Source organism: Bacteriovorax sp. BAL6_X (genome assembly GCF_000443995.1).
Taxonomy (GTDB): domain Bacteria; phylum Bdellovibrionota; class Bacteriovoracia; order Bacteriovoracales; family Bacteriovoracaceae; genus Halobacteriovorax_A.
Window position 1 is genome coordinate 262,998 of sequence record NZ_AUMC01000009.1, and the last position, 22,744, is coordinate 285,741.

The following is a 22,744-nucleotide window of genomic DNA, read 5'->3' on the forward strand; positions in this document are numbered from 1 at the left end:
AATGGCAAATATTAAGGATCTTAAAAAGAAAATCAAAAGTACTAAGGGTACTTTAAAGATTACGGAAGCTATGAAACTTGTTTCAGCTGCAAAGCTAAACAAGGCTCAGAATGCTATTCTGAATGCGCGTCCTTATGCAAATGAATTAGAAGATTCAATTAAGACAATTTCTGCTTTAGTTGAAGATTACAATCACTCTTTTTTAAATAATAACGAATCTAAAAAAGAAGTACTTCTTGTAATTTCTTCAAATAAAGGTCTTTGTGGTGGTTATAACTCAGGACTTGCAAAAGCTGTTAAAGCATATCTTGCAAGCCATGAAGATACTAACAACCTAGAAGTTCACTTTATCGGTACTAAAGTAAAAGAACTTGTTGTGAAACTTGTTAATGAAGGTGAAACTTATGGTTTTGAAAGAACAGAACCACAATTTCACGAAGTTCAAAATATTGCGTCTAAGCTTTCTGAGCTTTTCGCAACTGGTGAAGTAGGAAAGGTAAGTATTGCTTATAATATTTTCCATTCTGCTATCCAGGTTGAACCAACTGTTAAACAAGTACTTCCAATGACTCTTGATTCATCTGAAAGAGATGAGCTAAAGGAAAAGTATCCGTTTGATTTCAGATACAACCCTGGTGCTGAAAATATTTTAGATGGCCTTATCCCAGAAGCATACACAAGTGCAATGTGGACTGCAGTATTAGATGCTACAGCAGCAGAGCATGGATCACGTATGTCAGCAATGGATAGTGCCGTTGGAAACTGTAAAGATGCAATTAGAACACTAACTATTAAAATGAATAAATTGAGACAAGCGGCGATTACGACTGAACTTATTGAAGTTGTATCTGGTGCTGAGTCCCTCAATGGTTAAGGAGCGTAGAATGTCACAAGCAAAAGGTGTTATTCGTCAAGTTATGGGTCCTGTTGTAGACGTTGAATTTGCTGATGGAAATTTACCGGAAATCTATAACGCCCTTTTAGTTACAAACTCAACAATCAACGACAAAGAAAATAACCTTGTTCTTGAAGTTGCAACTCACCTAGGTGATAACGTTGTTAGAACGATCGCTATGGACCAAACTGAAGGTCTTTCAAGAGGATTAGTTGTTACTGACTCTGGTGCTCCAATTCAAGCGCCTGTAGGACGTGAGTGTCTTGGTCGTATCATCAACGTAGTTGGTGAGGCTATTGATGAAGCTGGTGAATTAGGTAATAAGAAATCTTACTCAATCCACAGAGAAGCTCCATCATTTGAAAATCAATCAACAAAACTTGAGCCATTTTTTACTGGTATTAAAGTTATTGACCTTCTAGCTCCATACCTAAAAGGTGGAAAGATTGGTCTATTTGGTGGTGCTGGTGTTGGTAAAACAGTTCTTATTATGGAACTTATCAACAACATTGCTACTCAACACGGTGGTTTCTCAGTATTCGCTGGTGTTGGTGAAAGAACTCGTGAAGGAAACGACCTTTACGAAGAAATGAAAGAATCAGGAGTTATCGATAAGACAGCTCTAGTATATGGACAGATGAATGAGCCACCAGGTGCCCGTGCACGTGTTGCTCTTACTGGTCTTTCTCTAGCGGAATACTTCCGTGATGAAGAAAAACAAGACGTACTATTCTTCGTTGATAATATCTTCCGTTTTACACAAGCTGGTTCAGAGGTATCTGCACTACTTGGACGTATTCCATCTGCCGTAGGTTACCAACCAACTCTTGGTACTGAGATGGGTGCTATGCAGGAGCGTATTACTTCAACTAAAGATGGTTCGATTACTTCTATTCAAGCTGTATACGTACCTGCCGATGACTACACGGATCCGGCTCCAGCAACTACATTCGCTCACCTTGATGCGACTACTGAACTTTCACGTTCAATTGCTGAAAAAGGTATCTACCCAGCGGTAGACCCACTAACATCATCTTCAACTATTCTATCTCCAGCTATTCTTGGTGATGATCACTATGATACTGCTCGTGAAGTTCAACAGATTCTTCAAAGATATAAGGAACTTCAAGATATCATTGCAATTCTTGGTATGGATGAACTTTCTGAAGAAGATAAAGTACTTGTTGGTCGTGCAAGAAAGATTGAGAAATTCCTTTCTCAACCATTCTTCGTTGCTGAGCAGTTTACAGGTATCCCAGGTCAATTCGTTGATATCAACGATACGATCAAAGCATTCAAAGCTATCTTAGCTGGTGAATGTGATGAAGTTCCTGAGCAAGCTTTCTACCTTGTTGGTAACCTAAACATGGTATATGAAAAGTGGGAACAACTTAAGAAGGATGCATAAGCAAAATTGACTGGCTAAGGCCAGTCTATTGTTTGCTTTGCTGGCTCCCCGTGAAGGGGGCACTCTTTATCCGAGAGCGAGGGGTTAGGCCCGAGCGGTTCGCTTAAGGAGCAAAAATAATGCTTAATTTATAAGGATTAAATGATGAGTAACTTTGTTGTAAATATTCTAACGCCTAGCTCAGTTGTTGCGAAGAACGTACCAGCAGACTCAGTTTTCATTCCAACTTTAAAGGGTGAGATTGAAGTTCTTGATGGTCACACTCATATTGTTGAGAAGCTAGCTACTGGTAGCGTTGCTGTACATGGTGATGATTCTGAAAGATTCTTCACTGTTACTGACGGTATCGTAAAGGTTTTAAATGACCAAATTACTATCCTATCTCTGACTTCAGAAGAAAATTGTCAGATTGATGAGGAAAGAGCTACAAATGCACTAATTTACGCTCGTGAAAAGCTGAAAGGAACACTGACTGATGAAGAATTAGTTAAGTATCGTCGCAAGCTTGAAAGAGCGGAACTTAGATTACAACTAGTTAAGCAAATTTCTAAATAATAGATTAGGCCCTGAAAACAGGGCCTTTCTTTTTCCTATTTAAATAGTATCGGCAAATTCTGCCTCTTAAGTCCTAAATACACCAATAGTGAGAAAATAGAGCTAATGATTATTAGGTTTATTTATCTCTTCATTTCTTTATTTTTAGCAAATGCGTACGCATTAAATGGTGGAGATATAGTTACTCTTAAACCTAAGAGTTTTGATGTTAAAGAAACATTTGAGTTACATAAGCGTTTTGTACCACCTATTGCATATCAAGGGCATGTTGAGTCCGATGAGATTGTTATGGCAAGCTCAGGCGTCCAGAAAGGTGCCAAAGTAAGCGGTAATATTAAAGATGGTGAAGATCTCGTATTCTTTTCTTATGGTGATAATAAAGGTAAGAAAGAGGCCCTCAAGAAGCCTTCGGGTTTATCGAAAGTACCTATTGTTAAAGCAAAACCGACAGTATTAGGAAAACCTAAAAACTATAAACCTGTCATTGATTTTTCAAGCTTTATTCAATCAGCTGCACGTAAAAAGAAATCAGTTTCAAACTTCAAGGTGAAACTACGTGAGTTTGGTCCTAAAGGCATATCAAAAAATAATTTAACTGATTTTGACTTAGTTCCTACTTATAACTTAAACGAGCTATTTACTGATGCTGGGATGGGAGAGATTACTATTCCAATTTCTAGTGGTGATAACTTTTCAACTTTTCGGGGTTCAGTTGCTGCGCAGGGAATTATTAGAACTAATTTTGAGTTAAGTGCACGTAGTGATACGACCTTTGATATTCCTGTTATTAATGGTGATTATCTTTTTAAGATTTTAGAAAAGAATAAAGTGAAGGAAGAAACAGGCGCCCATATACTTGTGGATCTTGGTGATAAAATAGATACATCTACATTCATGGGTAGCTTTAAAAAGAAGGTTTTCTTAAATAGGAACTTTAAAGAGGTAGATCCCGGAGATGCCTTCGTGTACGAGCTCTATCTTGATGTTGAATTAGGAAATCATCTAATTAAGTATATGGACTTTAAGGGCAAGGTTGCACAAAAAATTATCCATCTTGTACAAGATGAACTTACATATGAAGCACCTTTACTATTAGATGCGAAGGCAATCAGCTTTTCGGTTTATGAAGAGAACCTAGCTGCTAAAACCTTACAGTCTCTAAATTTAAACAATAATGATATTCGATATTTTAATCGTGAAATTACTGCCGCTAAAGTTGGCCTTAATCGCTATAAAATTCTTACCCCATTGCGGGATGCTAGTTTTAAACACTATATTGAAGTTGGCAAAGAGACTTCGGTCTTTGTGGGATTTAACGACATTAAAAAAGTCGTAATACCATCGATTGAGTATATTGATTATTTAAAAGAGCTTTTTCAAAATCGGGCCGATAATGGTGCATGTGTTATTCAAATTAACTTGAATAATCCACTGGTTGGTTTTGAAGCATATATGTCTTCACAGCGGCCTTCTGGATCATATGATTTTTATTATATGGACAAAGATGGAACAGTTAGTGCTGAAATCACAGGGCTTACGGAGAAGGTATTTGTTATCTCTCATGATTACGGGATAATGAATACTAAGATTGACTCTGGGGACGGCAATATCCAATACACGCAAAGTTTCTGTACTGAAGGATTATATATTATTGAAAATATCTAGTTTGAGAGAAAATTACTAGATTTATCTTATGAGGAGATTGTATGAAAAAGATTTTAATTGCAATGATGATTATGATTGCTGGTTTCCAAGCACAAGCTGGAATTTATGTTGAGCCATACCTAGCTTATAATATTCTAGGTGAAACTGATGGTGATGATACTACAGGTACAAATATCGGTGGTCGTTTAGGTTATTCTTTACCAATGCTTGTTAGTTTTGGACTTGATTATAATATGGGTTCTTATACGATTGATAGTGCATTAGGTGATGTTGACGCTGATACTACTAATCTTGGTGCATTTGTTGCAGTTGATTTACCAATTCTTTTAAGAGGTTATGCAAGTTATTACTTCTCTTCTGATATAGATACAGGAAGTGTTTCTTATGATGGTTCAGGAATTGCTGTTGGTGTTGGTTTTACAATGCTGCCATTTGTTTCACTTAACCTTGAGTACAGAGCAATGAGTTACGATGGCTCAGGAGCTGTTTCAGACTTTGATGCTAAGGAAATTCTTGTAGGAATCTCGGTTCCTCTTGATCTTTAATTTTAAAAAAATTAACGAATATAAAAAGGCCCACATTAGTGGGCTTTTTTTATGATTCGTATTCTTTATTGTTGAATATTTCCATTGTTCGTTTGTAGCCAGCTTCTAGCATCTTTGTCATTTTCTTTGGATTTAAGCTAAAAATATCAGCGAAGAAAAGATTGTAATCATCATGCTTAGGGTAAATATCGATAAGCTTCACATCTGGATTAAAATTAAGCTTTCTTTCAATAATAGATGTAATATGACGACGCTGTTCATTACTAAATTTTTCATTAAGCATATATTGATTAACAGTATCAATTATATCTTGAGCTGCAATACGTCTAGCTCTAGAGTCAACAATCTTCTTTTGAATCATTAGGTAAATGGCCTGTGTACAAATGGCAGGAAGCCCATAATTTGCAAGTGAACCAATCTCATCTTGATAGTGATAAGGAGTATGGGTCCAACTTGAGATGATATACTCACAACTATTATCAACAGCAACATGAGTAGAGAGAGTTTCACGAATCTCACCATCAATATAGAAATCTGTCGTATCTGTTACTGTATTATGAATTGGATACGGAGTATAAAAAGGTGGTACACTCATTGAGGCAGTGGCCGCCTCTGCAATTGGAATATCTGTATAGTAATGGGCTGTTGGATCATGGCTAGGGTTTGGATAATTATAACGAGAAAATATAGTCTTTCTTGAGTTATCTAGCTGTGTGGCAATAATAAATAAATCAGCATCATAATCATCGAAGTTATTAGATTTAATTATATTATTTAATATATATTCGTGTAGTCCAGTTGTCGAAAAAAGACCTGATACAGTCATGATAGGTTTTAAAAGACTTTTGATAACCAGTGGAAAACCATCTAATGGATCATATAGATTTGGATGATGAGGTTTTAAACTGGGTCTCTTTAGAGAAAGCATATCCTTATATGTAATAGGTTTTAGCCCAGTTTTATTTTTATGAATAAAGGCCTCAATAACATCTAAGGGTGAATGGCCAGAAGCTAAAAAAAGACTAATTAGTGCACCCGCACTTGAGCCAACATAAGTTGAAATTTCATAATCAGGATTAATATCGGAATGATTATGTTTGAAAGTAAATCCAAGGTCGTGAAGCGCCCAACTAACTCCAAGGTGCCATGCGGCAGCTTTAACGACACCACCTGAAAGAACTAGGGCAGTCTTTTTATTCCTGAAGTTTTCTATATCAACTCTGTTCATAAAAAAATTATACTCGAAATACGAATTTATGTATTGATAATTTTTGGCAAAGCACGTCAAGTTGGTTAAAATTAAGAAATGATTTGGATGGACATAAATGACTATTCATTGTTGAAGGGAATCTCAATATCAACAATTCGTCGCTATATAAAAAGAGATAAATTAATTTGGAAATTTGACCAGGGTAAATATCTGATTCAAATGAACGAGTGGGAATATAACGATTCACTAAGTGCATCAAACGCCATCGTATACCTAAAGCGTTTACAAGAAGAACATGAACTTCTTAAAAAAGAATTAATTAAAACCAAGCAAGAAAATAATGAATATAAAATGCTCGTAGATCTCTACGAAGGTCGTCTCAATGAAAATAATCAAATTACTTATAACTAGCTTTTTACTTTTACTATCTCTTGATGCATTTGCTTCACCAAGTGCACGTCGATGTATGATTTTACCTGTAAGGGACTCTGTCGGTGGGGCACTTGGATATGAAGTTTTTGCCAAAGTTGAAGGTTATCTAAAGTCTTCACGTTGGTGTTACTATCAATATAACTCTGAAATTATCAATATATTATCAAACTATAAGAAGAATTTAGATGCAGCTTTAGAAAATCCGAAAGTTATAAAATTGGTTTCGGAGAAAACAAATGCTGGCTCATTAATTAAAGTCAAAATTGAAAGCCTACCAAAGGGAGTTGCCGTCAATATGCAAATCTTTGGTGCAAATGGTAGAGATATTTATTTTAATGAAAAGATTGAACTCAATAGTGATGATCCTGGATTAATTGCTCAGACAGTCAATAATTGGCTAGATCAATATGAAAAACAAATTCCTTATGATGCTCGAGTATTGGGAGTCCTTGGTCAACAGTTCTCTATTGATCTTGGAAAGGATGCCGGAATTTTTACTGATTATGAAGTGAAAGTTGTGCGACCTATGCGACGTAGAAAGCATCCTCTTCTTCAAGAAGTTGTTGATTGGGAAACTAAAACAATTGCTACGGGAAGAATTGTTCACGTTGGTGAATCCCTCTCTCAAGTAAAAGTTCTTCGTTACGAAGACAAGAGTCTTATTCAAGCTGAAGATTGGGTATTAATTTCTAAGAATACAAAAGACTCTGAAAAGAGAAATTTAAAATATGATCCAGTTGAAGGCAATGATCGTACATCTTCATTTGGAAGACTAGGAGAATTCGGACTGGCCCTCAAAATTGGGACTGGATCTAATAATAATTCATCAATTTCAAATGGGACAAAATCAATTAACGGAGTTGATTTTGCGATTGCTTTTGATAGTGAACTTTGGCTTACAAGAAATTATTGGGTAGGACTTGAGTTAGAAAAAGGTTTTGGGAAGTATTCAAAAGATGCGGGAAATTTAGTTTCTGATAGTAATTCGATGGACTCATCACGTTTTAGACTTCTTGCTGGTTATAAATATCTACCTATGGGCTTCTTCTATGGCCCTCAGGTTGACGTCTTCTTTGGCTATGGTTCATATACGCATGGTTTTGATAATCAAGTTGCAGATGGTTTTACTGAAATTAATTTTAGTGGAATCTTAGTTGGAGCCAAAGCAAGCATGCCACTCGTAAGAGGAATTAGAATTTATTTTCAATTCGATTTTATGCTTGATCCTGGCTATGAAGAAGATGTTTCTATATTTGGTAGTGCAAAAGATACAAGTAACTTCCATGTCGCCGCTGGCGCGGAATATAAGTATGGACCAAATATCAATCTTTATGGTGGAATCGACTACTTAAGTGATAAAGCTGAATTTGCAAGTGATGGTACTAAAGTAACAGTTAAGAACACGGCCTTGAAGGGTGGTGTGAAATTTGCATTCTAAAATGACAATCTAAATTAGAAGAGAAATTAAATGAATAGAATTAAAGAATTGGCAGATCAAATTAAGATCCATAAGGCATTGTACTATGCTGGAAAACCAGAAATTTCAGATATTGAATATGACAAATTAGAAGATGAGTTAAGACAATTAGATCCAGATAACTCTGTACTTAATCTTGTTGGTTCAACAATCACATCACTAGATAAAGTAAAACACGATAAGAAAATGCTTTCACTTGGAAAAACTTATAAAGTGGATGAGTTAATCTCTTGGGCCAAAAAACATGAGGTCTTAGGGATATATAAAGTAGATGGAGTTTCTTGTTCTCTGATCTACGAAGGTGGTCATTTAGTATTAGCAAAAACTAGAGGTGATGGCACTTACGGTGAAAATATCACACAAAAAGTACAATGGATGAAGGGAGTTCCTGGATCTATCTCTATCAAAGAGAGAATAGAAATAAGAGGTGAGATGTATTGTGATGAGCAATCATTCTTTCATCTATCAGAAACAATGGTTTCCCAAGGATTAGAAAGGCCTTCATCACAACGAAATATCGTTGCTGGACTAGTGGGGAGAAAAGAGAATATTAGCCTATGTTCTTATATAAATTTTAAGGCCTTTGATTTAATTGGCCTAGAGTTTGAAAAAGAAAGTCAAAAATATGAGACGCTTAAGAAAGAAGATTTCGATATTCTTGAATATACTCTCATGCATACAAAAAAAGATTATGAAGTTGCAATTGATGACGCCAAAGATTTCATGGCAAATGGTGATTATCTGATTGATGGACTTGTATTTGTCTATAATGAAATAAATCTACATGATGAACTTGGGGAAACTGCTCATCATCCTCGTTATAAGATGGCCTTTAAATTTGAAGGGGAAACGGTACAGACAACTCTTAATTCAATTACATGGCAAGTATCTAGAAATGGAATTTTGACTCCTGTAGGTGAGGTAGAACCTGTTTCCATTAGTGGTGCTGTGATTTCTCGAGTGACTTTGCATAATTATGGAATGGTTAAACAACATAATTTAAAAGCAGGGGATAAGATCGAGATAATTAGAAGTGGAGAAGTTATTCCTAAATTTCTTCAAACAATTGAAGAGTCTCAAAATGAATTCTTAATACCTGAATGTTGTCCAAGTTGTGAGTCTGAAGTTGTCATCGAAGACATTAGACTTTTTTGTAAGAACCCTGCTTGTCCAGCTCAAGTTAAAGAAGCGATATTAAACTTTATTCAAAAAATAGGTATTGATGATCTAAGTTCTAAACGACTTGAAGAGATGATTCGTAAGAAGTTGGTAACAACAATTGAAGATCTTTATAAGTTAGAAATGAATCAGCTACTAACACTTGATAAAGTAAAAGATAAACTAGCAACAAAACTTCTTACAAGTATTGAAGGATCAAAGAAGGCTGATTTAATAACATTTATCTCGGCTCTGGGTATTACTGGTGGTGCTTATAATAAGTGTGAAAAAGTTGTACATGGTGGATTTGATTCAATAGAAAAGCTATTAAATATGAATGCAGATGAGCTTGCAACTCTTGAAGGATTTGCAGAAAAGTCAGCTACAACTTTTATAAACTCATTACAAGAAAAGAAAGAATTAATTAAAAATCTACAAGCACTTGGTTTCACTTTTGAAGTATTAGAAGAAGAGGCTGGCTCTGGATTGGCTGGATTAAAAATTTGTATTACTGGTTCTCTATCACGAAAAAGAAGTGACATTGAAAAAGATATTAAGGCCGCAGGTGGAACACCTGTTGGTTCTGTTAGCAAGAACACTGATATTCTTCTTACAAATGAAACAGAAGCTAAATCTTCTAAATATAAGAAAGCTCTAGATTTAGGAATTACGATTAAGACAGAAGATGAAGTAATGGGAATGATTGATTAATGGCCAAGAAAAGTAAAAAAGTTTTTGAATGTTCAAACTGTGGATTTCAAACTGCAAAATGGATGGGACGTTGTACAGATTGTGGCGAATGGAATAGTTTTGTTGAAGAAACTTTTACACCTGTTCAAGAAAGTATAAAAGTTAAGGCCGTTGGTGAAACAGCTCCAAAAAAATTAAAAGAAATTGAAGTTGAAACATATAATCGTGTAAGTACTGGTATTGGAGAATTCGATCGTGTTGTTGGCGGAGGATTAGTTCCGGGGTCTCTTATTCTAATTGGTGGTGAGCCAGGGATTGGAAAGTCAACACTACTAACCGAAATGCTTTCAAAACTATCAGGTCAGCAAAGTGATCAAAGTTTTCTATATGTTAGTGGTGAAGAAAGTGAGGGACAGGTTGCAGGACGTGCAAAACGAATGGGCCTAAAAAATGATTCATTTTATATTTATAATGAAACAAATTGGCAAAATATTTTAAATCAAATTAAGAAGATTAAGCCACGATTTATGGTTTTAGATTCGATTCAAACGACTACTTCGAGTGAGTTACAATCACCTCCAGGTACTGTCTCACAAATTCGTGAAGTTACTTATGAGTTAATGAATCATGTGAAGGCTACTGGCATTACATGTTTTGTTGTAGGCCATATTACAAAAGATGGCGCAATTGCTGGTCCAAAAATTCTTGAGCATATGGTCGATACGGTAATTTACTTTGAAGGTGATCAATTTGGTCACTATCGTATGCTTAGAGCTATTAAAAATCGATTTGGAAATACGAATGAAGTTGGCATTTTTGAAATGCAAGAAGATGGACTTAATGAAGTTAAGAATCCTTCGCAATTCTTTTTAGATGATGATCTTGAAGACAGTTTTGGAAAGAGCTTAACTTGTATCAAAGAAGGGACACGACCTTTATTTGTCGAAGTACAAGCTCTTGTGGCAGAAAATAAATTTGGAAATGGTAGACGTACGACTCAAGGTCTTGATAATAATCGCGTTGCCATGATGGTTGCGATCATTGAAAAGTATGCAAATATTCCGATGGGCATGAATGATATCTATGTCAATGTTGTTGGAAGTATGAAGCTTACGACTCGAGAGTCAGACTTAAGTATCATTGCAGCTCTATTAAGTTCATATAAGTCTAAACCAATCCCTAAGGATACTGTCTTCCTTGGAGAAGTGGGGCTTACTGGTGAAGTTAGAACTGTTCCACATATGGAGATGCGAATTAAAGAAATGGAACAACTTAATTATAAGACCCTTGTGGCCTCTCCAAAGGTTGCTAAAGATTATTCAAAGAAATCAAAATTAAAAATTATACCAGTTAGAAAAGTTACAGATATTTTTAAAGTACTAGGGGACTAGCCCCCTAGTATATTTAGAAGTTTATTTGAATATACTTATTCCAGAGTTTCTTTTTATAGTCGTAATATTCGGCATTAGTTGTAGAAGATTTAAAGAATGATTCTTTCTCCCATTGCTTACTAACATCATCAATAGACATTAGACCAGCACCGATAGCAGCAGCTAAAGCCGCACCATATGAAGTTGTTTCAATAACTTTTGGCCTCGTAACATTAATACCTGAAATATCTGCTTGAATTTGCATTAGCAGATTGTTTGCAACGGCACCACCATCAACTTTAAACTCTTCAAGATCACTACCCATATCACTTTTCATCGCTTTAATTAAATCATTAATGCTTAAAGCAATCCCTTCAAGGGCCGCACGACAAATATCGTTTGTATCTGTAGCTCGGGTCATTCCAATTAATGCAGCTTTCGCATGGGGTTTCCAATATGGAGAGCCAATTCCAGTAAAAAATGGAAGTAGTAAAAGATCTTTAATTTGATTTAAATCTTTAATAGCATTTGCTTTATCTTCTGTTTGAGCAGCATTATCGATGATTTCGAGATTGTCTCTAAGCCATTGTACACATGCTCCTGCAATATAGCATGAGCCTTCAAGAGCATAATAAGTCTTACCCTGATATTTATAAGCAACTGTCGTTAGCAGGCCGTGCTCAGAATATTTCTTTTCCTCACCTGTGTTAACGAGCATAAATGCACCGGTACCATAGGTACATTTTCCAGTTCCCTTTGTGAAACAAGCTTGGCCAAAGAGGGCGGCTTGCTGATCTCCTAATATTCCGTTAATAGGAATTCCGTCTGGTAAAAAGTCTAGGCCTTTTGTTTGTCCAAAATCATAAATAGATTCACATACTTCAGGCAAACAAGTCTTATCTACTCCAAGGATTTTACAGAGATCCTCATCCCAATTACACGTCTCTAAAGACATTAATAATGTTCTAGAAGCATTGGAAACATCTGTTCTATACGCTTCACCATTTGTTAGGCGATAAAGCAGAAAAGTATCAATCGTCCCAAAACGTAGGTCATGATTTTTATAAGCTTCCTTCACATATTGATTATTATTTAATAACCAGTGCATTTTTGTTCCTGAAAAATATGGATCTAGTGGAAGCCCTGTGACTTTTTTGAAGTTGTCCTCGTGGGCCTTCATGCTCTCACAGTAGTCTGCTGTTCTGCGATCTTGCCAAACGATGGCCTTTGCCAGAGCATCACCTTTACGTGTAAAGGCACAAGTTGTTTCTCGTTGATTGGTTATACCAATCGAGATAATTTCTTTAGCATCAATACTATTTCTTTTAAGAACACTTTTAACAGTGTGCTTTACACTCTTCCAGATTTCATCGAGATCATGTTCAACCCAACCTGTATCAGGAAAGTATTGTTTAAATTCTTGATTCTCCTTATCAACAAACTTAAACGTTTTAGCATCGATTATAGTAGCAGTAGTACCTGTGGTACCTTGGTCTAAAGATAAAATATACATATTTACTCCAGTATAAGAGTTAATTTATAGTAAAAAGCTATTCAGTTAATTTTACACCGGGATTGTGGCCAGGGTAATTACGCGCAATGCTGTTGATTGCAATTTCCCATTGTTTAGCTAAAAAGAAGTTACTTCCCTTTAGAAGTGAGACGGAAAGTCCGATTAAGATTACAAGTAAAAAGATGAACTCGACAAAGGTTTGCCCAGCTTGATTTAGAATTTTTTTCTCTAGCTCTTTGTCCTGCGTTTTTTGCATAGTGCAATCTTACCTATTTAAGTGTATAATACCATTCTAACTGGGGTTAAGAGTTGAGTACAGAAAGAAAAAAATTTCCATATAAGATCATTCTAGTTGCATGCGTTCTAGTTCTTGGATCATTATTTGTGACTGATGAAAGTTTTACAACTGCCAAGGTCGCTGGTGTGGATGTTAAAAAGATTCAACATTATGAATCAATGCTCGTTCGTCCTGATTTAAAATCAACAGAAGGTAAAACTTATAAAAAAGAAGAGTTGTCTAAGGGTGTTGTCATTTTAAATTTCTGGGCCAGTTGGTGTACACCTTGCCTCGAAGAGTTTCCAAGTTTGGTTAGCCTTCGTTCTGAAATTAAAGATCCAAAACTTAAGATTATTGCAGTAAACTCTGATGAAGGTCAAAAACAACTAAAGAAGATTAAAGATGTTGTAAAAAAATACAATGTTAACTTTGATGTTGTTAAAGATACCCAAGGTAAGTTAACGGATGCTTTTATGGTTTCTGCCATCCCTGTATCAATCGTTTACAAAGATGGCCGTGTCGTTGAAGTTGCAAAGGGCTCTAAAGATTTTAACTCTGAAGAGTTCAAAGAAAAAATTCGCGAGTGGCTTAAATAGAATTCTTATCAACTGCTAGATTTCTTCCCCAATTATAAGTAATTTCAGAAATTGTATTCGTTTTAAAGATACTGAAACGAGGTTTAAACCTTTCGATGATAGCACCTTGGTCATATTTTCCAACAGCAGCAGCTGCATTCAAAGTAATTCCTGCCCACATTTGAGTCATGTTTATTTTATACATAGGTGCACAGATTGATGCTAGTAGAAGTAGGTTATCGCAATGGCAAGAACCTGGATTATAGTCTGATGCAATTGCAAGTTTACAACCGCCATCAGCTAGTTGTTTAGCATCTGCTTTAGGTTTACCCAAGAAAATTCCTGTACCTGGAAGAACTGTTGCGACTGTCTTCGATTCTGCTAATTTTTTTATTCCATCTTCTGTCGTGCACAGAAGGTGGTCAGTACTAAGGGCGCCTAATTCACAGGCAAGAATAGCACCTTTATTGTCATTGAATTCGTCAGCATGTGTCTTTAATGGAATTCCATATTCTTGAGCAACTTGAGCTAATTTCTTAACGTCTTCAGTATTGAAGTAGCCTTGTTCATGGAAAATATCCACGCAATCGATGATATTAAGAGGAGCAACCTTGCGAAGAAGCGGTATTACAATTTCATCCATATACTTCTGTGTTGAATCGTAATTCTTTGGAAGTGCATGAGCAGGCATAAAAGTATTGAAAATTTGAATTTCTGGTGCAAATTCTTCTTTTAGCTTTGCGATTAACTTTGTCATTCGCAATTCACCTTCAAATGAAAGTGAATAACCAGATTTAATTTCAATCGTACCTACACCGTAACTCGCAATTCTCTTAATTCTATCACGACAACTATTCAGTAATTCTTCATCAGTTGTGTTATTAGTTCCATTTGAAGTCGCAACAATTCCACCACCAGCTTTGGCTATTTCTTCATAATCAGCACCATTTAATCTCATTTGGTATTCATTTGCACGATTACCTCCAAAGATAAGGTGTGTGTGAGAATCAACAAGTTCTGGAGTAATAACATAGCCTTCCAGGTCTTTAACTATTTTTGCTTTTTTTAGATATTCTACAGGAATATTATCACTGTCACCAACCCACACGATTTCATCTTCTTCGAATACGATTGCGCCGTGATGAAGAATAGAAATATCTTCAGGAAGAAGATTGCGGCCATCTTTTTTTTGGGCCGCTTCAAGAGTTAAGACTTCGTTAATATTCTTGTAGATAATCATTACTGTAACTTTCCTGTGTGCTTTTCAACTGCTCTCAGTAGTTCTCCATTAGAAATTAGGGCCTCGATATTATTGATATCACGATAGAAAACTCTATCTTCTACAATTTTATCAACAGACTTTCTAATGTGTGAAATTAGCTCTTCAATTGCAGGTGAAGATTTAAGAGGGCGATGAAACTCAATAGCTTGCGAATTACAAAGTAGCTCAATTGCTAAACATTTTGTCGCGTTCTCAATTACTTCATGAAGTTTACGTCCTGAAGTTACACCCATTGAAACATGATCTTCTTTATCTGTTGATGTTGGAACTGAGTCCACACTTGCTGGATGGCATAGATATTTATTTTCAGATGTTAAAGCTGCCGCCGTAACGTGTGCAATCATCAGACCACTATTAAGGCCAGATTCTGGTGTTAAGAATGCTGGTAGGTCAGAGAACGTTGGGTTCATCATTTTCTCGACACGTCTTTCACTGATATTACAAAGTTCTGCAATACCAATTGCTAGATAATCCATTGCCATAGCAATAGCTTCTCCGTGAAAATTTCCACCAGAGATAACTTCATCTTCTCCTAGGAAAATAAGAGGGTTATCTGTAACCGCATTTAGTTCAATGCCTAAAACTTCTTTAGCGTGCGCAAGAGTTTGTCTTGAGGCACCGTGAACTTGAGGAACACATCTTAATGAGTAAGGGTCTTGAACCTTTCCACAGTCAACATGTGAATTTAAGATTTCACTACCTGCGATGATATTGTTTACGTTAATTGCACTTGCAAGTTGACCAGGATGTGGCTTAAGGCCGTGAATTTTATGATCATATGCTCTTAGTGTTCCACGAACTCCATCAAGAGTTGTTGCAGCACAAATATCTGCTATACGAACTAGGTTTTCTGATTGTTTAATTGCAATTGCACCAAGTGCTGCCATTACGGCCGTACCGTTAATAAGTGCAAGCCCATCTTTTGGTCCTAGGATAACAGGTTCTCTACCAATATCTCTAATGGCGAAATCAGAACGAACTTCCTTTCCACCATAGATAACTTCGCCTTCACCAATAAGTGCTAGGGCAATATGTGAAAGGGGAGCAAGGTCACCTGAGGCACCAACAGAACCTTTTTCAGGTACCACTGGAATAATATCATTGTTGATAAACTCAATTAACAATTCGATAGCGTCAATAGTTACACCAGAGAATCCTGAGGCAAGACAATTTGCTCTAAGAAGCATAATTGCTTTTGTGACTTCTTTAGAAAAAGGTTTACCAACTCCAGTACAGTGCGAACGAATTAAGTTAACTTGAAGTTGAGATAAATCTTCTTTTTTAATATGTTTGTCAGATAAAGCACCAAATCCAGTGTTAATACCATAAACTGGCTCACCTTTGTCGACGATATTTTGTACATACTGTTTTGATTTTAAAATATTTTCACGAGCGATGTCGCTTAGTTTAACTTTAACTGTCTCTTTTTTTGCAAATGATACTTCATAAATGTCATCAACACTTAGGCTGTGGCCATCGATAATAATTTCTTTCATCTTTGTCGTCCTATTTTGTCTAATCTTATCTTAATGTCTCTATTTGTGTTTTATATTGATCCTTGGCCTTGCCGAAAATATACGATCCAGCAACAAGGTTGTGAGCACCTTTATCAAGGCATAGCTTTGCTGTGTCTTGATTGATCCCACCATCAACTTGTATTTGTAGTTTTAAGTTATTCTCTTTTTTCAATTTATTAAGGTAATCAATTTTATCTAAAGCATTTGGCATAAAACTTTGCCCACCAAAACCTGGCTCAACAGACATAACGAGAAGTAGATCGATCTCTTTTAGTAGATCAAGTGGAATACTCTCTAAATCTGTAGATGGCTTAACAGATAGTCCAATACTTTTATAATTGTTGCGATACTTCTTAATCATTGCATGATGATCACAATTGATTTCAAAGTGGTAAGTTATATTCTCAATTTCAGAATCTTTTAATGCTTCAAAGTGGAACTCTGGGTTTGTCACCATTAGATGGACATCAAGAGGAATATTAGTGATTTTTTTAATCTGTTTAATTACGGGAATTCCAAATGTTAGATTTGGAACGAAGTGGCCATCCATAACATCAAGATGAAGCCAAAGATCCTTTACATCCTCAATTTCCGAGATATCAGATATTAGATTTGTAAAATCAGCAGCTAAAATGCTTGGTGAGATAATTGTTTGCATCTAAATCCCCTTAGCAATATTGTTATGAAATTATAAAACTATCGAATTTATTAGTAAGGCCATTAACTGCGTCTGTATCACGACATGCTTTTTTACCTTCAAGTTGGATCATATTTAGCCTTATTGTCGAATCAGTACATCCAACTAAAATTTTATTATCCGCTACTTTTACTTCACCAGGTTTAAGTCCAGCATTGTCATACTTCGATATCTCAATAACTTTTAAGCGTTTCTCATTTAAGAAACAATAAGTGCCTGGCCACGGCTTTAGCGCTCTAACTTGGTTATGAATTGTATTAAAGTCACTTTCTAAAAACTTGATATGACCGTCTTCTTTCTTAAGAGTAGGAGCAAAGCTTACTTTCGACTCGTCTTGCTCATAAGAAGTAAGTTCGTCATTGAGAATGTCAGTAATGAAATCATTAAGTGTTAAAGAGGCCGCAAATTTAAGCCTTGTGTAAAGCTGTCCACCAGTTTCATCAAAAGATATATTAAGCTTTGATTCTTTAACAATATCACCAGCATCCATTTTCTTAACCATCTTTTGAATAGAGACGCCTGTTTGCGTATCACCATTTAAAAGAGCATATTGAATAGGAGCTGCTCCTCGATACTTAGGAAGTAGAGAAGTGTGAATATTAAAACATCCAAGCTTCGGTTTATTTAATACTTTTGAGCCAAGGAATTGAGCAAAAGCCAGAACTAGATAAAAATCTGCATCAACTTCATCTAGTAGCTTTAGAAGCTCTTCATCCTTATTTATATTTTCTGTTTGATAGAATTTAATCTTATTGTCTTTGCAATAAGTAATTACAGGAGGTGATTGTAGTTTTTGTCCTCTTCCTGCTGGCCTATCTGGCATACTAATAACAAGCTTAAGATCAATTTGTGGGTGATTGGCCAGAAGTTCTAAACTTGGGCATGAAAAATCTGGTGTACCAAAGAATACTGCCTTAAGTTTTTTCACTATCTACCCTTAACCCTTTTCATATATCTCTTTGTTAAAAAGTTTCTTTTAAGAGTTGAAAGCCTTTCAAGAAAAACAATCCCATCGAGATGATCATTTTCGTGTTGAATACAAACAGATAGAAGACCATCGACTTCTAAGACTTGTTCATTTCCTTCAATGTCTTGATATGTAATACGAATTTGTTCTGAGCGTTTTACTTCTTCGTAAATTCCTGGAACCGAAAGACATCCTTCTTCATAAAGAATTTCTCCTTGAAGTTTTTCAATCTTAGGATTGATGAAAATTCTTGGATTAAAATTTGATAGCTCTTGATCTTTTGTCCCGTCAGCACGAGTAATTTCTTTGCTATGAAAATCAATATCCATAACAAAAATGCGATCTGAAATACCAATTTGTGGTGCTGCTAAACCAATTCCCGGTGCATGGTACATTGTATAAAGCATATCCTTACAAAGTTTTTTTAGCTCTTCATCAAACTTTTCAACTGGAGCTGCTACCTTTTTTAGAACAGGTGCTGGGTAAGTAAAAATCTCTAGCTTTTCACCTTCTAGAGTGTAATCTTTTAAAAATTCTTCTGATTTATTCATGGGATTCTTATAGCATGTGTGCGATGCACAAGTCTAGTGTTCAGCTGTAAATCATTTATGTTAAACGTCTGTTTTTAAAGAAGATAAGAACAATTACAATAGTGAACAGGAAGGGGACAGAAAATGTCGCTAAGAAAGGACTTATTTTCAAGTTCTTACCTAGCTCAATAAAATATGATTGCACTAACCAGTATAGAATAGTGAAAATAAAGATAAAGGCAACACTGCGTCCAAATGAACTATTACGGCGGTTTGGATTAAAGATACTAGTTGCTGCAATAAGTGCGAAGATTATACAAATAAGTCCTTCGGAAATATGCATATAGAACATAACTAGATATTCATTAACATTGATACCATTATTGTTAAGTTGGCTGATATAGTCGTAAAGCCTTAGAAATGTTAGCGTTGATATATCTGCTTCAATTTTAGTGAACTCTTCAATACTTTCATTGAGGTTAATAGGTAGTTCGACAATATCTATTTTTGGAAAAGATGGAGATTCAAGTTCATCGTAACCTACTCCATTAGTCGGCCACCATCTCTCTGTTCGAGAGTCATAGCTTAGCATTTTATAAGTATCTATTTTTGTGAGCTCACGGCCTGAGTTATAGTGATATATTGTTACTTCATTTAATGTATTTGTTTTCTTATCAAAGCTTGAAAAAGCAAAGTAGTACTTAGGAGACTTGTACCAGATCTTACCAGATTTAATTGTGGAAGAAGAAAGCCCTTTCTTTTTAAAAACTCTAAATTTTTCATCTGGACTATCTAGGATACTGAATCTTTGAGAATTTATATAAGGACTAATATAGGCACTTAGGATAAATTGAAAAATTGCAACATAAATAGAAGTTAACAGGATATCTCTAAGATAGCTTTGTCGAGAGTAGCCCCCGGCGAAGATTGCAACGAGCTCATTTCGACTTTTGAGTTTATTAATTGAAAATAAGCTACCTATCAGACATGAGATTGGAATAACTTTAATTAAGAAGCTTGGTAGTTGTATAAAGTAACTTAAAAGAACTTCTTTTGCCGTTACATTTTCTCTTAAGAAGCCAGAGATTAGATTTCCTAGAGAAAGTAACAAGAGTAGAACCACTGTCGAAGCAGCGAAGAATTTTAGCCATTCTCTTGTGATTAGGTTTTTAACTACACTCATCTTAATATTTTATAGATTAAATAAATTAATGGTTTAATTAATAACTTATTAAAAATGAAATCTAAAGACTTATTCTCTTTAAATATCTTAACTATATGAGGTGAGACCTCGTAATAGTAATTAATGAATTCTTGTCCTAATTTATATTTTGCTAGAGTTGGTTTTATACCTCTTAATGTATTAAGAAGGTCTTCATTATTTGGGTAAGCATGTGTTGCCAAATAACAATTTTTAGAACGTACATTAATTTTATCGTAAGCTTGTTGAAAAACTTTTTTATTATGGGCCTGCCCTGATCTAAGAAATTTTTTTACGATTTGAGCATTAGCGTGTTGATATTTATAGCCAATTGAAAAGGCAATAAACTGTTGCAAGCAACGCATTGATTCGCCACGAAGCTTAGGACTTTTGTCATATGATTTTGCAAGATTCCAGTAGGCTTGACTGATTAATAAGAGTTCAGAAATATCTTTTTGAGGATCAAACATTTTTGGTGTTAAATGTTTTTCTGTTGTTCGATTATATGCAGCTAAAATTCCTAAGTAGTGATTGAATTTCTCAACACTATGAGGAATATCGTTTTTTGCGACAAAATCGAGTGCAAGCTTTAAGGTTTTTAATCGCTCAGAATAAGCGTTCCTAACACCTTCGTTAAGCTCTTCTTCACCGTCCTTGGATTTATTTTGGGGCTTCTTTGTTGCCATCTTATCAGCTTTTTAAAAACGATATGAAACGGAAAATGATGTTTCTTTGATATCTTGTTCAACTTGTTTTAAATCAATTGACTCCTTAAGACTTATGTTTCTGATAGCAAAGTTTAGTGTAAGTTTTGGTTGAATCCAACTTAGTCCAAAACCAGAGCCTGATTCTAGTGCAATTTGATCATCATACATACCGGCTCTAAGATAGAAATCGCTCAAAACTCTGAACTGAATGGCTGCACGCCATAAAGAATTTTCTGAAATTTCTTCATTGTAATTTGCTCCAGCATCTAACATTAGAGAGATATATTGTTGAAACTGATATTGCATTCCTAAAACAGCTTTTGTGTTATTAGGTGACTTTTCAAATGGATCCATAGCAACAAGACCTAGCGAGAAATTAGGTGTGATAGCGTGGAATACACCAATGTTAACTTGTTGATAATCACTTTTTTCTTTAACACCAAGATAGATATCTTCACGCTTCATGTCTTGATATGTAAATCCTAATGAAGACTTGCGACCGATTGTAGAAGCAAATGATGTTGATATTTGTTTATAATTTTCTTCACCGCTTTTTGCTTTTACATATGAAATAGATCCCTTTAGGGCCTTTGAACTATCTGAGGCTATAACAGCATAATTAGTTGAGTTTCCAATAGGTGAATCATTTAGGTCCGTATTATCTGCCTTCGTTTGTTCCAAATAGACAGACGACATATTAAAGAAGGCAATTGGCGCAGGATTTAGAATAGTTGCTTCATCCATTAGTAATGAGGCAACTCCAGCGCCACCAGTCGACTTAAGACGGGTAGTCTTATAGTCCAAAATCTTTGCAGATATATTGAATTGTAAAACTAATAAAGTAGCAGTTAATGAAAGTATTTTAGTCATGTATTATCCTTAATGTATATGACAATTATAATCACAAATTTAAATTTCGTCACTTAATAGTGATTGACCAAAATACTCAATGTTTTAGTTGTTACGACGAGATTACTTTTTTGGTAATATAAGAGAATAATTTAGGAGATATATGAAAGTAATAACTTTGTTGGCATCTATTCTAACTATAAATGTATTCGCTGCGATTCCTTCACTTGAGGGTCTGTTGAGAAACTCATCTAATAAAGAACTTGATAAACAGCTTGTTGTTGCACACGTTGTAGTTAAACGTGTTGGAGCTGATGAAGAGTTTTCAACAAGTGAAAATCTTGTCACAAATTATTTCAAATATATGTTCATAACGTCGGAAAGTGAAAAGGACTATAAAAAGTCACTTGTAATTCGTTATGACGATCCCACGTATAGTGTGTCGGGAGTCTCAAATGTAAAGGCCTTTGATAATGTAGAGAAACTCTTAGGTCGAGATATGACTAAGGACATTTTACAAAGCTCAATTCTTAGCTACACATATAATAGTTCTCTCGGTTTTAATAAAGTCTTTAAAGCTATAGAACCAAATTACAAATCAAACTCTGATCTTATCAATAAAGAAAAGGCATCCTTAATTGAGGATTATAAAAACTTTCTTGTAAAAAAGAAAGAATACGAGAAGAAGGCCAAAGAGTATGAAGAATCAGTTGGAGAAGCACCTATTTCTCCGTTGGAATCAGATAATGATCAGAAACAAGCTGAACTAAAAAGTATTATGAGCTCGTCACTATATAAGGGAAGTAATAACTTAAAGTTAGAAAAGCGAAATCGTGAATTTGTTTGGTCAATAAAATTAGATAATATTAAGGGTGAATTTAAAAATGAAAATCATCAACTAATCTATTTGGATTTAAGCACTGACAATGGGAATTACACGATAGTTCCTAAGAGTTTTGTTACTTACAATGGCCAATATACACTACCAAAATATATTGAAATAACGACTTCTGATTATCGTTATCAAATTGAAATACCTACTTACTATCTTCTTAACTCAACTAATAAGTCGATAGCTGATCGTACGCGTGAATACATGAGATATCTTGAGCGAAATAAACAAAGAAAAGGAACTCAAGTTAACGTTGAAGGCCAAGAAATTGAAGCTGATATAAATTTATTATTCTAGCTAAGTGTCTGTTATTACAACTTAGTTGATATTAG

General features: G+C 35.2%; 22 protein-coding genes. 11 read left to right on the plus strand and 11 right to left on the minus strand.

Going from position 1 to position 22,744, the window contains the following annotated elements:
* Position 1: 1 nt before the first annotated feature.
* From atpG to M902_RS10015, 5 genes are all read left to right on the plus strand, one after another.
* Complete coding sequence (gene atpG, locus M902_RS09995) at positions 2–874, plus strand: ATP synthase F1 subunit gamma (protein WP_021267738.1); 873 nt, start codon at positions 2–4, stop codon at positions 872–874.
* Positions 875–884: 10 nt separating this feature from the next.
* Positions 885–2,303: a F0F1 ATP synthase subunit beta gene (gene atpD / locus M902_RS10000; protein ID WP_021267462.1), complete on the plus strand. Its 1,419-nt coding sequence runs from the start codon at positions 885–887 to the stop codon at positions 2,301–2,303.
* Positions 2,304–2,444: 141 nt separating this feature from the next.
* Positions 2,445–2,858: an ATP synthase F1 subunit epsilon gene (gene atpC / locus M902_RS16010; RefSeq protein WP_052607429.1), complete on the plus strand. Its 414-nt coding sequence runs from the start codon at positions 2,445–2,447 to the stop codon at positions 2,856–2,858.
* Positions 2,859–2,963: 105 nt separating this feature from the next.
* Entirely contained in the window at positions 2,964–4,523 is a 1,560-nt protein-coding gene (locus M902_RS10010) for a hypothetical protein (RefSeq protein WP_021267696.1), read from the plus strand.
* A 41-nt stretch (positions 4,524–4,564) separates the two neighbouring features.
* Complete coding sequence (locus M902_RS10015) at positions 4,565–5,068, plus strand: outer membrane beta-barrel protein (protein WP_021267475.1); 504 nt, start codon at positions 4,565–4,567, stop codon at positions 5,066–5,068.
* A 49-nt stretch (positions 5,069–5,117) separates the two neighbouring features.
* On the opposite strand, the gene M902_RS10020 is transcribed toward M902_RS10015, so the two are convergent.
* The gene (locus tag M902_RS10020) at positions 5,118–6,296 is read right to left on the minus strand and encodes a patatin-like phospholipase family protein (RefSeq protein WP_021267580.1); all 1,179 of its coding nucleotides are present in this window, start codon (positions 6,294–6,296) and stop codon (positions 5,118–5,120) included.
* A 78-nt stretch (positions 6,297–6,374) separates the two neighbouring features.
* Here M902_RS10020 and M902_RS10025 point away from each other — a divergent pair, with 78 nt between their 5' ends.
* Genes M902_RS10025 through radA form a run of 4 tightly spaced genes read left to right on the plus strand, consistent with a single transcriptional unit; the run spans position 6,375 to position 11,426 of the window.
* Positions 6,375–6,689, plus strand: a complete 315-nt coding sequence (locus M902_RS10025; protein ID WP_146037886.1) for a hypothetical protein — start codon at positions 6,375–6,377, stop codon at positions 6,687–6,689.
* Positions 6,661–8,148 (plus strand): porin family protein, encoded by a 1,488-nt coding sequence (locus tag M902_RS10030; RefSeq protein ID WP_021267672.1) that lies wholly within the window; start codon positions 6,661–6,663, stop codon positions 8,146–8,148. Before M902_RS10025 ends, M902_RS10030 begins: the two co-directional genes overlap by 29 nt.
* 30 nt (positions 8,149–8,178) lie before the next feature.
* A complete protein-coding gene (ligA, locus tag M902_RS10035; RefSeq protein ID WP_021267646.1) occupies positions 8,179–10,056 on the plus strand; it encodes an NAD-dependent DNA ligase LigA in 1,878 nt (625 codons plus the stop codon).
* On the plus strand, positions 10,056–11,426 hold the full coding sequence (gene radA / locus M902_RS10040; protein ID WP_021267565.1) for a DNA repair protein RadA: 1,371 nt from the start codon (positions 10,056–10,058) through the stop codon (positions 11,424–11,426). Before ligA ends, radA begins: the two co-directional genes overlap by 1 nt.
* Positions 11,427–11,439: 13 nt before the next feature.
* Here the strand turns inward: radA and glpK are convergent, their stop codons facing one another.
* Both glpK and M902_RS10050 read right to left on the minus strand, forming a co-directional pair.
* Positions 11,440–12,918 carry a glycerol kinase GlpK gene (gene glpK / locus M902_RS10045; RefSeq protein ID WP_021267568.1) on the minus strand — a complete coding sequence of 493 codons (1,479 nt, stop codon included), beginning with the start codon at positions 12,916–12,918 and terminating at the stop codon, positions 11,440–11,442.
* Between the two features lie 37 nt (positions 12,919–12,955).
* Positions 12,956–13,174, minus strand: coding sequence for a hypothetical protein (locus tag M902_RS10050; RefSeq protein WP_021267463.1), 219 nt, complete (start codon positions 13,172–13,174; stop codon positions 12,956–12,958).
* A gap of 53 nt (positions 13,175–13,227) precedes the next feature.
* Between M902_RS10050 and M902_RS10055 the strand changes: the two genes are divergently transcribed.
* Positions 13,228–13,791 carry a TlpA disulfide reductase family protein gene (locus M902_RS10055; protein ID WP_021267698.1) on the plus strand — a complete coding sequence of 188 codons (564 nt, stop codon included), beginning with the start codon at positions 13,228–13,230 and terminating at the stop codon, positions 13,789–13,791.
* Here M902_RS10055 and hutI read toward each other — a convergent pair.
* From hutI to M902_RS10095, 8 genes are read right to left on the minus strand one after another with little or no spacing between them, the layout of a single operon-like run.
* Positions 13,784–15,010, minus strand: a complete 1,227-nt coding sequence (hutI, locus tag M902_RS10060) for an imidazolonepropionase (protein ID WP_021267636.1) — start codon at positions 15,008–15,010, stop codon at positions 13,784–13,786. The genes M902_RS10055 and hutI overlap by 8 nt on opposite strands.
* Positions 15,010–16,548 carry a histidine ammonia-lyase gene (hutH, locus tag M902_RS10065; RefSeq protein ID WP_021267521.1) on the minus strand — a complete coding sequence of 513 codons (1,539 nt, stop codon included), beginning with the start codon at positions 16,546–16,548 and terminating at the stop codon, positions 15,010–15,012. The genes hutI and hutH overlap by 1 nt, the downstream gene beginning before the upstream one ends.
* A gap of 25 nt (positions 16,549–16,573) precedes the next feature.
* Entirely contained in the window at positions 16,574–17,227 is a 654-nt protein-coding gene (rpe, locus tag M902_RS10070) for a ribulose-phosphate 3-epimerase (protein WP_021267724.1), read from the minus strand.
* A 22-nt stretch (positions 17,228–17,249) separates the two neighbouring features.
* Positions 17,250–18,194 (minus strand): methionyl-tRNA formyltransferase, encoded by a 945-nt coding sequence (gene fmt / locus M902_RS10075; protein WP_021267427.1) that lies wholly within the window; start codon positions 18,192–18,194, stop codon positions 17,250–17,252.
* A complete protein-coding gene (def, locus tag M902_RS10080; protein ID WP_021267534.1) occupies positions 18,194–18,784 on the minus strand; it encodes a peptide deformylase in 591 nt (196 codons plus the stop codon). Before def ends, fmt begins: the two co-directional genes overlap by 1 nt.
* 55 nt (positions 18,785–18,839) lie before the next feature.
* The gene (locus M902_RS10085) at positions 18,840–19,946 is read right to left on the minus strand and encodes an LptF/LptG family permease (RefSeq protein ID WP_021267530.1); all 1,107 of its coding nucleotides are present in this window, start codon (positions 19,944–19,946) and stop codon (positions 18,840–18,842) included.
* On the minus strand, positions 19,943–20,650 hold the full coding sequence (locus M902_RS10090; RefSeq protein ID WP_021267583.1) for a CFI-box-CTERM domain-containing protein: 708 nt from the start codon (positions 20,648–20,650) through the stop codon (positions 19,943–19,945). Before M902_RS10090 ends, M902_RS10085 begins: the two co-directional genes overlap by 4 nt.
* A 12-nt stretch (positions 20,651–20,662) precedes the next feature.
* The gene (locus M902_RS10095) at positions 20,663–21,541 is read right to left on the minus strand and encodes a hypothetical protein (protein WP_021267678.1); all 879 of its coding nucleotides are present in this window, start codon (positions 21,539–21,541) and stop codon (positions 20,663–20,665) included.
* Positions 21,542–21,683: 142 nt separating this feature from the next.
* Between M902_RS10095 and M902_RS10100 the strand changes: the two genes are divergently transcribed.
* Positions 21,684–22,709 carry a hypothetical protein gene (locus tag M902_RS10100; protein ID WP_021267595.1) on the plus strand — a complete coding sequence of 342 codons (1,026 nt, stop codon included), beginning with the start codon at positions 21,684–21,686 and terminating at the stop codon, positions 22,707–22,709.
* The last annotated feature ends 35 nt before the right edge of the window (positions 22,710–22,744 follow it).

What these genes read in the sequence shown, in the direction of transcription:
- atpD (WP_021267462.1), top strand. Translation starts at nt 885, where the DNA reads ATGTCACAAGCAAAAGGTGTTATTCGTCAAGTTATGGGTCCTGTTGTA.
- M902_RS10100 (WP_021267595.1), top strand. Translation starts at nt 21,684, where the DNA reads ATGAAAGTAATAACTTTGTTGGCATCTATTCTAACTATAAATGTATTC.
- radA (WP_021267565.1), top strand. Translation starts at nt 10,056, where the DNA reads ATGGCCAAGAAAAGTAAAAAAGTTTTTGAATGTTCAAACTGTGGATTT.
- atpG (WP_021267738.1), top strand. Translation starts at nt 2, where the DNA reads ATGGCAAATATTAAGGATCTTAAAAAGAAAATCAAAAGTACTAAGGGT.
- M902_RS10015 (WP_021267475.1), top strand. Translation starts at nt 4,565, where the DNA reads ATGAAAAAGATTTTAATTGCAATGATGATTATGATTGCTGGTTTCCAA.
- atpC (WP_052607429.1), top strand. Translation starts at nt 2,445, where the DNA reads ATGATGAGTAACTTTGTTGTAAATATTCTAACGCCTAGCTCAGTTGTT.
- rpe (WP_021267724.1), bottom strand. Translation starts at nt 17,227, where the DNA reads ATGCAAACAATTATCTCACCAAGCATTTTAGCTGCTGATTTTACAAAT.
- M902_RS10030 (WP_021267672.1), top strand. Translation starts at nt 6,661, where the DNA reads ATGAAAATAATCAAATTACTTATAACTAGCTTTTTACTTTTACTATCT.
- ligA (WP_021267646.1), top strand. Translation starts at nt 8,179, where the DNA reads ATGAATAGAATTAAAGAATTGGCAGATCAAATTAAGATCCATAAGGCA.
- M902_RS10090 (WP_021267583.1), bottom strand. Translation starts at nt 20,650, where the DNA reads ATGGCAACAAAGAAGCCCCAAAATAAATCCAAGGACGGTGAAGAAGAG.
- M902_RS10025 (WP_146037886.1), top strand. Translation starts at nt 6,375, where the DNA reads ATGATTTGGATGGACATAAATGACTATTCATTGTTGAAGGGAATCTCA.
- hutI (WP_021267636.1), bottom strand. Translation starts at nt 15,010, where the DNA reads ATGATTATCTACAAGAATATTAACGAAGTCTTAACTCTTGAAGCGGCC.
- M902_RS10050 (WP_021267463.1), bottom strand. Translation starts at nt 13,174, where the DNA reads ATGCAAAAAACGCAGGACAAAGAGCTAGAGAAAAAAATTCTAAATCAA.
- M902_RS10095 (WP_021267678.1), bottom strand. Translation starts at nt 21,541, where the DNA reads ATGACTAAAATACTTTCATTAACTGCTACTTTATTAGTTTTACAATTC.
- hutH (WP_021267521.1), bottom strand. Translation starts at nt 16,548, where the DNA reads ATGAAAGAAATTATTATCGATGGCCACAGCCTAAGTGTTGATGACATT.
- glpK (WP_021267568.1), bottom strand. Translation starts at nt 12,918, where the DNA reads ATGTATATTTTATCTTTAGACCAAGGTACCACAGGTACTACTGCTACT.
- M902_RS10020 (WP_021267580.1), bottom strand. Translation starts at nt 6,296, where the DNA reads ATGAACAGAGTTGATATAGAAAACTTCAGGAATAAAAAGACTGCCCTA.
- M902_RS10085 (WP_021267530.1), bottom strand. Translation starts at nt 19,946, where the DNA reads ATGAGTGTAGTTAAAAACCTAATCACAAGAGAATGGCTAAAATTCTTC.
- M902_RS10010 (WP_021267696.1), top strand. Translation starts at nt 2,964, where the DNA reads ATGATTATTAGGTTTATTTATCTCTTCATTTCTTTATTTTTAGCAAAT.
- def (WP_021267534.1), bottom strand. Translation starts at nt 18,784, where the DNA reads ATGAATAAATCAGAAGAATTTTTAAAAGATTACACTCTAGAAGGTGAA.